This is a genomic window from Wolbachia endosymbiont of Drosophila tristis, from assembly GCF_028981745.1.
Classification (GTDB): domain Bacteria; phylum Pseudomonadota; class Alphaproteobacteria; order Rickettsiales; family Anaplasmataceae; genus Wolbachia; species Wolbachia pipientis.
Genome location: NZ_JAPQLN010000015.1, coordinates 1 through 729, shown reverse-complemented (window position 1 = coordinate 729; position 729 = coordinate 1). Strand labels below are relative to the sequence as shown.

The 729-nt window shown below is 36.8% G+C and carries 1 protein-coding gene and 1 pseudogene; both read right to left on the bottom strand.

All coding sequences use genetic code 11. The annotated features are described in order from the left end of the window. Positions 1-15 precede the first annotated feature (15 nt). Positions 16-414 carry an ankyrin repeat domain-containing protein gene (locus OZD64_RS00115; protein ID WP_244263341.1) on the bottom strand — a complete coding sequence of 133 codons (399 nt, stop codon included), beginning with the start codon at positions 412-414 and terminating at the stop codon, positions 16-18. Between the two features lie 173 nt (positions 415-587). Then, positions 588-729: pseudogene (locus tag OZD64_RS00110) on the bottom strand (phage tail protein); the annotation flags it as partial.

Below are 729 nucleotides of genomic sequence, written 5' to 3'. Positions count from 1 at the left end.
AATGTGAGACATACTTTATCCCTGATGTTTAGGGAAGATGGAATTTAACCACCACAAAATCACGACTTTCGGGTCGCACCCCACCATACACGCTAGATGTAGTGCCGTATTTCCATCTTCTTCGGTTGCGTTTATATCTGCTCTGGCTTCTATTAATTCTTTTACGTTTTCCAGACGCATTCCAAGCGCTGCTGAGTGCAGTGGTGTATAACCTTCGTTATCTCTTGCATCTACATCTGCTCCTTCCCATATCAGCCAGTTTACTTTTTTTCTCGTCGACATTTTTGCTGCTCGGTGCAACATTGTTTCACCGTTTTCATTTTTTCTATTTATATGCTTTTTAGACAATTTGCCTGCAAGCAACTCTTGAAATAATTCATTAAAATCATCCCTTTCTTCTTGACTAATCCACATGATGTACCTCACTATAAAACTTCCTAACTTCTAGCGTTTGGTAAATCTTTTTTGTTTACCTACACCTACCTAATTTATAGCTGTTTTGGCATGGAAAAGCAACTTCTTTTTTTCAAAAAACACACATTTTTACCGAATATTAATGTAGTGTATGAAGATATAAGTATATGTATTTAACTCATTAAACATACGACCTGTTTTTCTTCCCAACTTCTGTTCAAATGTCGATGTTCGTGCCACGTTAGTACGCCTGGGTAAAACACTAAAACGTAATTTTCCGGTTCATGTATTGAATCCTTTTGCTCTGAATTTAAA